This window comes from uncultured Abyssibacter sp. (assembly GCF_964000955.1).
In the GTDB taxonomy this organism is placed as follows: Bacteria; Pseudomonadota; Gammaproteobacteria; order Nevskiales; family OUC007; genus Abyssibacter.
Genome location: NZ_CAXFCL010000361.1, coordinates 1 through 6,849 on the forward strand (window position 1 = coordinate 1; position 6,849 = coordinate 6,849).

The window sequence follows — 6,849 nt, forward strand, 5'->3', positions numbered from 1 at the left end:
CCTGCGCCGGCTGCCACGGCGCCTACTCGCCCCGCTTCGTGAACGATCCGGCGTTTCTTGACACGCCATTGCTCGAAGGCATCGCCTCCTATGTCACGCCTATCGACATCATCGACACCGACCGCGCCCGACTGGATGGCAATTCCGAGCGCGTGCAGCAGTACTCACGGGGTAACTGGTTCGCCTACGGCGACGGCCCGTACAACGAAGATGGCGTCTCGATATGCGGCAACTGGAACGACCCTTCGCTGCGCAAGGATCGCGAGCTTGGTTATCTTGCACCCCCGCTTTACGGTGTCTGGGCAACCGCACCGTATTTCCACAATGGCTCGGTACCCAACATCGACGCGGTGCTGAACCCCGAATTGCGCCCGGAGATCTGGCGGCGTCATTCCGTGCCCGCCCCCGCGGACCTGGAAGGCCAGGTTGTCATGGGCTTCGACTACAGCCTGAGCGGAGGGTACGACCCCGATGCCATGGGCTGGCGCTACGACGAGCTGGCCTGCGAGGCCAGTGCATCGCTGCCGCTGCTGGGTGCGACCACACCGCTGGTGGACTGCAACCCGTTGCTCGACGAAGGCGCGACGCTGCAAGACGCGCTCTCGGTGGTCTGGCGCAACGGTGGCCTCGCCTGGAATCTGCTCAATGTCCCGATCGTGACGGATGCGCAGATCGAGGAGCGCAAGATCTACAACACGAACTACTACAGCCAGGGCAACAGCGGCCATGCGTTCACGTCAGTGCTCACGGAAGCCGAAGTCCGCGCCATCAAGGAATACCTGAAGACGCTCTGAGGACACCCTGTGACCAAAGCTAAATCCATCATCCAGCGTGGTTCCTGCAGCCCCGAGGAGGCAGCCGCCCTGTTCGACGCGCTCGAGCCCGTGGACACCGCCTTCATGCTCGGCTCCTGGAGAGGCGCCGGTCTCTCCACCGGCCACCCCATGGATGGCTATCTGGAGACGTTCGGCTGGTATGGCAAACGCTTCGATTCCACCGAGAAGGTTCATCCGCTGGTGTTCAGAGCGCCGGGCGGAGCCCTGAAAACGCTGGAACCACAACGGGTGTTCGCGGGCATGGCGCTGATGCGCTTTCCATCTGTCGCGAAATCCGCCGCCGTGGGGAAAGGCTTCGGCATGGCCATGGGGTTACTCGCGACACGGCGCCCTGCCGCCCGATTGCGGGTGACCCGGTATCGCGACCAGACCACGGCGACCATGATCTACGACCGGTTGCCGATCAATGACTCGTTCGTGCGGGTGGATGAGGACACGGTGCTGGGTGTGATGGATTTGCGCGGCATGCGCGCGCCGTTCTGGTTCAGCCTGCAAAGGGACGGCTGAAGTGTTGCTGCCCTTCGTCGCCGAGGCCGCGATCCTGCGCAGCTACGGACAGGCCATGAAGTGGCTGACCACCGTCGTGCCCATGCGCAGCCCCGCGGTCTTCGACGGCCCCGACGCAACCACGACCCTTTGCGAGCACATCGCCGAGGCCGGGGTCGAGCGGCTGCTCGTGGTCACCGATGCCGACCTGCGGGGGTTGGGTCTGCTCGATCCAATCCTGGAAAACCTGGAACGGTTGGGTATCGAACTCACGTTGTACGACCACATCACACCCGACCCCACCACGGAGCAGATCGACGAGGGCGCCCGGCTGCTGCGAGAGCGCGATTGTGACGCCGTGCTCGCGGTGGGCGGCGGCTCGCCGATAGACGCCGCCAAGGTCATCTCGGCCTGCGCGACCAATCACAAGCAGGTTCGCGAACTCGCCGGGATGTTTCGGGTTCGCCGCCGCCCGAAGCGCATTTTCGCCATTCCGACGACGGCCGGAACCGGTTCTGAAGTCACCGTCGCGGCCGTCGTGACGGATTCGGACGACCAGCGCAAGCTTCCGGTCGTGGACGGCAAGCTCGTGCCGCACGCCGTCGCGCTCGACGGAACGCTGACCCTCGGCCTGCCACCGCGACTCACCGCCGCCACCGGCATGGATGTGCTCACCCACGCCATCGAGGCCTATCTGTCGCGCGCGGCCAACCGAAGGACCCGGCAATACGCCGCCAGCGCGGCCCGCCGGACCTTCGCCTATCTGCCGAGAGCCCACGAGGATGGCGGAAAGGACCTGGAGGCCCGCCAGCAGATGTTGCTGGCCTCCCACGAGGCCGGGCGCGCCATCAACCAGGCCAGCGCTGGCTACGTCCACGCCATCGCCCACCAGATCGGTGCCCGCTATCACACGCCTCACGGGCTGGCCAACGCGACCATCCTGCCCAGCGTATTGGCGCATTCACGCCCGCAGATCGATCCACAACTCGCCGAACTGGCCTTGTACTGCGGCCTCTCGGCGCCCGGACCCGGCGACACCGCGCTCGCCGATCGGTTGCTGGAGCACATCACCCAGTTGTGTCGGCGGCTGGCAATCCCGGTCGCGCTGGACGGGCTGCTCGTGGACGATATCCCCGCATTGGCGAAGGGCGCCCTGCGTGAGGCACGGATGCTCTACGCGGTCCCCCGGCTGATGCGAACGCGAGACTGCGAACGCCTGCTGAGCGGTCTGCTGCCGGCCTGACACGGCTCGCGCGAACCTCCTAGGGCCTGGGCGATGGCGGCCGGATCGTGGCATCACCGCGTGGGTCAATCAGAATCTTGGCGTGGGTTTCCGGGTCGGCCAGGGCATCGAAGGCCGCCGCCACGCCGTCCAGCCCGACCACGCCGGTGATCATCGGCGCGCAGTCGACCTTGCCTTCGGCGATCAGATGCAGCGTGTCGCGGTACTCCAGCGGGGTCTGGCCGAACACGAAGCGCAGGTCGATCTCCTTGTGAATCGCCATCGCTGGCTCGAAGCGGTCCACCTGCATGCACACGCCGACCACGACCACCCGCGACATCAGCGGCGCTCCGTCGATGATCTGCTGCACGACGCCGGGCACGCCGACGCATTCGAAGATCACCGGCCGCTGCGGCATGCCGACGCCCAGCGTTTCCACCGTGCGCCAGACCATGTGCCACGGCACCGGCAGCTTCGACAGATTCTCCTGGGTATCCGCCGCGAGCTTCACCAGATCCGGCAGCTCGTGGAAAAAACGATACCGGTCGCGATCGGCATAGGGATTGTCCTTGGCCGGATCGATCACCACATCCGCGCCGCAGCGCCTGGCCAGCTCGCGACGACCCGGCGAAAAATCGCTGGCGACCACGGTGGCCACGCCCTGGGCCTTGAGCAGGCAGATCACCGCCAACCCCACCGGTCCGCAGCCGATCACCACCGCCAGATCGCGCTTGGCAATCTCGCTGCGACGCACCGCGTGCAGCCCCACCGACATCGGTTCGGTCAGCGCCGCGAGCTCGGACGACAGGCCGTTCGGCACCGGCAGCAGCATCGACTCCTGCAACAGCATCCGCTCGGCATAGCCGCCAGTGGCGACCGGCGACAAACCGCACAAATGCACCGCATCGCCAACCCGCAGCATCGGCTGGGCGACCACCCGCGTGCCCGGCTTGAGGCGCCGCCGCGTCCGCGGCCCGTGATCCAGCACCGTCGCGCAGAACTCGTGGCCAAACACCAGCCGGTCCGTGCTGGCCGGAACCAGATCGCCGGCGCCGACGCGGCCGAGCAAGTCCTTCATCGAATCGCAGGCGTGGCGCAAATGCAGGTCCGACCCGCAAATCCCGCAGCGCTCCACCTCCACCAGCACCTGCCCTTTCGCCGGCACCGGATCGGGCAGGTCCATCACGCTCAGTTCGGTGTTCTGACAGACAACGGCTCGCACGGGCGTCTCCCTGATAATCGGGCGGCTCGGAATTAACTTGTGCCACCTATGATGCCAAGGAGTCGGGGAGATGCGCCCATATGACCGCTCCACGGCGGGGCGACACCGGTCGGAACCCGCACGGCATCACGACCCCGTAACCAAGTCGTTATAGTGGCCGTTTCTTGGCAGAGACCCATTCCCCATGCGTTTAGCAACCTTTCTTGTTGCGGTGCTGGCAGTGTTCAGCGCCCAGGCCGCTCCGCTGGGCCTTGAAAAAGCATCAGCGCTCGAATCAATCGTCCAGATTCAGCCCGAACTCGTCGCCCGGCAGGCGGCGCTGCCGCAACCCGACGCATCCGGCCGGTTCCCGATCGCCCGTGGCGTCGTCACGGACTGGACCAGCTCGACGACCGGCCTGTGGGAACGCCTGCCGAGCGGCGAACAAGTCTGGCGTGCCCGCGTGTTCGCCGAAGGCGCGGTATCCGTCGGAGTCGCGCTGTCCCAGGATTTCGAGGTCGCCGGCCAGCAACTGGCGATCTACTCGCCCGAAGGCGACAGCATCCGAAGCCTGCGCGCGCCGTCCCGAGCCGGGGGCGTGGTCCACAGCCCGTTGATCAGCGGCCATGAGCTGGTGGTCGAACTCGCCCTGCCCGCCAGCACCGCGGTGCGCCCGACGGTACGCATCGAACAGGTGAAGTCGGGCCAGTACGACCCCAACAAGGCCGATGCACCGCAGAAGTCCGGCGCCTGCAACATCGATGTTGTCTGCCCCGAAGGGGACGACTGGCGGGCGGAGATTCGATCGGTCGCCCGATTCGAATTCACCGAACTGTTGCTGACCTATCTCTGCACCGGGCAGTTGCTGAACAACACGGCGGAGGACTTCCGCCCGCTGTTCCTGACCGCGAACCATTGCGTCAGCAGAGAGAACGTGGCGCAGTCGGTGAACCTGTACTGGAATTACGAAACCTCGAGCTGCGGCGGCACGCCGGATGGTTCGCTGGCGCAGGTGCAGGGCGGCGCGACACTGCTGGCGACGAATTCGGATTCCGACTTCTCGTTGCTGGAACTGACGGAAACACCGTCCGAGGACTTCGCGGTCTACTACGCCGGCTGGGACGCCAGCGGCACCACACCCGCCGGCGCCATCGCCATTCACCACCCCTCCGGCGACGAGAAACGCATCAGCTTTGAATACGACGCACTGACGGCCACCAACTACAGCGAAGACGATCCCGACGCCAACGGCACGCACTGGCGCATCGAGGACTGGGATCTGGGGACGACGGAGGGCGGGTCCTCCGGGTCCGCCATCTGGGACCCCAACCATCGGGTGATCGGACAGTTGCATGGCGGCGCCGCGGCCTGCGGCAATGACGATCCGGACTGGTACGGGCGGCTCAGCGTGAGCTGGGACAACGGCGCCGACGACAACAGCCTCAAGCCCCACCTCGATCCCGACAACTCCGGCGTGCTGACACTGGATGGCGCCGATCCCTCGGGTAACGAGGAGGAACCGGATCCTGGCGAAGGAGGAAGCACCGCACCCGACGGCAGCAGTGGAGCACTGGGCTGGCTAACCCTGAGCGGTCTGTTGATTGGGTTCAGGCTGCGTCGGCGCAGGCGTCTCTAGGACCACACTGCCAGAACCCGGCCCCTCGGATGCTGCCGGGTTTCCCGCGGCATCAGGCTTCGCGACCGAGATCAGAGGCAACGGATTCATCGATCAGGCCAAACGTTTCACGCGATCAGGGCCGGGACACCTCAAGGCTGAGCTGCGCACGCAGGTTCGCCAGCACCTGGTCGCGGGCATTGGCGTCACCCTGGGCCAGGGCGGTCATGTCGACGCCATCAAACCAGCGGTCGTAGTGGAGGCTGAGGGTAACGCTGGCTTCGCGGTGGTCGGAATCCAGTGACAGCACGCCGCTGAACTGGCGTTCGATAGGCAGTGGCGCGAGGCTGACGTCCAGTTCGAAGGCGGCGTCGGTGTCGCCGTAGGTGCCCCGCAAGCGCAGGCTGTAGCCGACCATGTCCAGGTCGTCGGGCAGTCCGATGGCGTCGTCATCGGCGGCGGCGATCTGCCATCGCCCACCGCAGTAGCTGGCGACCGGCGGCGACAGGGTGCCCAGCAGCGTGCTGTCCGCATCGTCCCCGGTCAGGTCGATGACATGGGGCTCGCCGAGCCGCGTATCGCTGCTTTGCGTATGCGCCTGCGCGGTGCCGATCAGACCGTCCAGCAGCATGCGCAGCACGAAGCTCGGGCTGGCGCAGTCGTCGGTGATCTCGACGCTGCTGAGCACCAGATAGGCCTGCGACAGCGTCACGGGCACACCCTCGGTGTTGTCGAAAGTCTTGTCGCCGGCAGGGGTTGGCGCGGTATCCAGTGGCGTGGTCTGCAGCAGCCAGTGAACCTGGGTGCCGACCGAACTCTCGCCGCCACCACAGGCGCCGAGCAGCAAGGCGAGGAGAATCAGACAGCGCTTCATGGGCAGTTCTCGTTCATGGGGACCGTGCCGAAGGGATCGGCGATGTCGGGATTGCAGACGAAGCTCCAGTCGGTCAGCGCGTTCAGAAACGCCAGCAGGTCGTCGACCTCGTCATCGGTGATCTGGAAGCCGACGACCAGGGTGTCGGTGTACGGACTTTCGGCGCCGTCACCGGCGGTATCGCCGTCCTCGATGAGCCGGCCGCCGCGGGCGTAATGGTCGACGATCACTTCGCGCAGCGTGGCGATGCTGCCGTCGTGCATGTACGGCGCGGTCAACGCGATGTTGCGCAGCGTGGGCGCACGGAACTTGCCCATGTCGGCCGGGTTTTCGGTGAACTCGTAAAGCCCCTGGTTGCCGGCCGGATAGTTGCCGACCTCCAGCGGCAGCCCCGGCCCGGGACCGGCGATGTTGTAGAGCCCGTTGTTCTTGTATTCGATGGTCTCGATGACCGAGCCGTCATGCTGCACGGACTGGGCGAAGTTGAACGCGCCGTGGCAATGGAAACATTCCAGCCGCTCGGAAAAGAACAGCTCGCGACCGCGTTGCGCCGAGGCGGACAACGGCTCGGGGTCGACGCTGCGCTCGGAACGGTCAAAGGCCGAATCGCCGGAG

The 6,849-nt window shown here is 66.0% G+C and carries 5 protein-coding genes and 2 pseudogenes; 4 read left to right on the forward strand and 3 right to left on the reverse strand.

The window, feature by feature from the left end:
- The 3 genes and pseudogenes from ABNS06_RS17615 to ABNS06_RS17625 form a co-directional block, all read left to right on the forward strand.
- Positions 1–794: pseudogene (locus ABNS06_RS17615) on the forward strand (hypothetical protein); the annotation flags it as partial.
- Between the two features lie 9 nt (positions 795–803).
- A complete protein-coding gene (locus tag ABNS06_RS17620) occupies positions 804–1,343 on the forward strand; it encodes a DUF4334 domain-containing protein (protein ID WP_348675915.1) in 540 nt (179 codons plus the stop codon).
- A gap of 1 nt (position 1,344) precedes the next feature.
- Positions 1,345–2,565, forward strand: a complete 1,221-nt coding sequence (locus ABNS06_RS17625; protein ID WP_348675916.1) for an iron-containing alcohol dehydrogenase — start codon at positions 1,345–1,347, stop codon at positions 2,563–2,565.
- A 19-nt stretch (positions 2,566–2,584) separates the two neighbouring features.
- Here the strand turns inward: ABNS06_RS17625 and ABNS06_RS17630 are convergent, their stop codons facing one another.
- Positions 2,585–3,766 carry a zinc-binding dehydrogenase gene (locus tag ABNS06_RS17630; protein WP_348675917.1) on the reverse strand — a complete coding sequence of 394 codons (1,182 nt, stop codon included), beginning with the start codon at positions 3,764–3,766 and terminating at the stop codon, positions 2,585–2,587.
- A 184-nt stretch (positions 3,767–3,950) separates the two neighbouring features.
- On the opposite strand from ABNS06_RS17630, the gene ABNS06_RS17635 reads away from it, so the two are divergent.
- Positions 3,951–5,381, forward strand: a complete 1,431-nt coding sequence (locus ABNS06_RS17635; protein ID WP_348675918.1) for a trypsin-like peptidase domain-containing protein — start codon at positions 3,951–3,953, stop codon at positions 5,379–5,381.
- A 115-nt stretch (positions 5,382–5,496) separates the two neighbouring features.
- On the opposite strand, the gene ABNS06_RS17640 is transcribed toward ABNS06_RS17635, so the two are convergent.
- Positions 5,497–6,234 carry a hypothetical protein gene (locus ABNS06_RS17640; protein ID WP_348675919.1) on the reverse strand — a complete coding sequence of 246 codons (738 nt, stop codon included), beginning with the start codon at positions 6,232–6,234 and terminating at the stop codon, positions 5,497–5,499.
- A pseudogene (locus ABNS06_RS17645) lies at positions 6,231–6,849 on the reverse strand (di-heme enzyme); the annotation flags it as partial. The gene ABNS06_RS17640 and the pseudogene ABNS06_RS17645, both read right to left, overlap by 4 nt.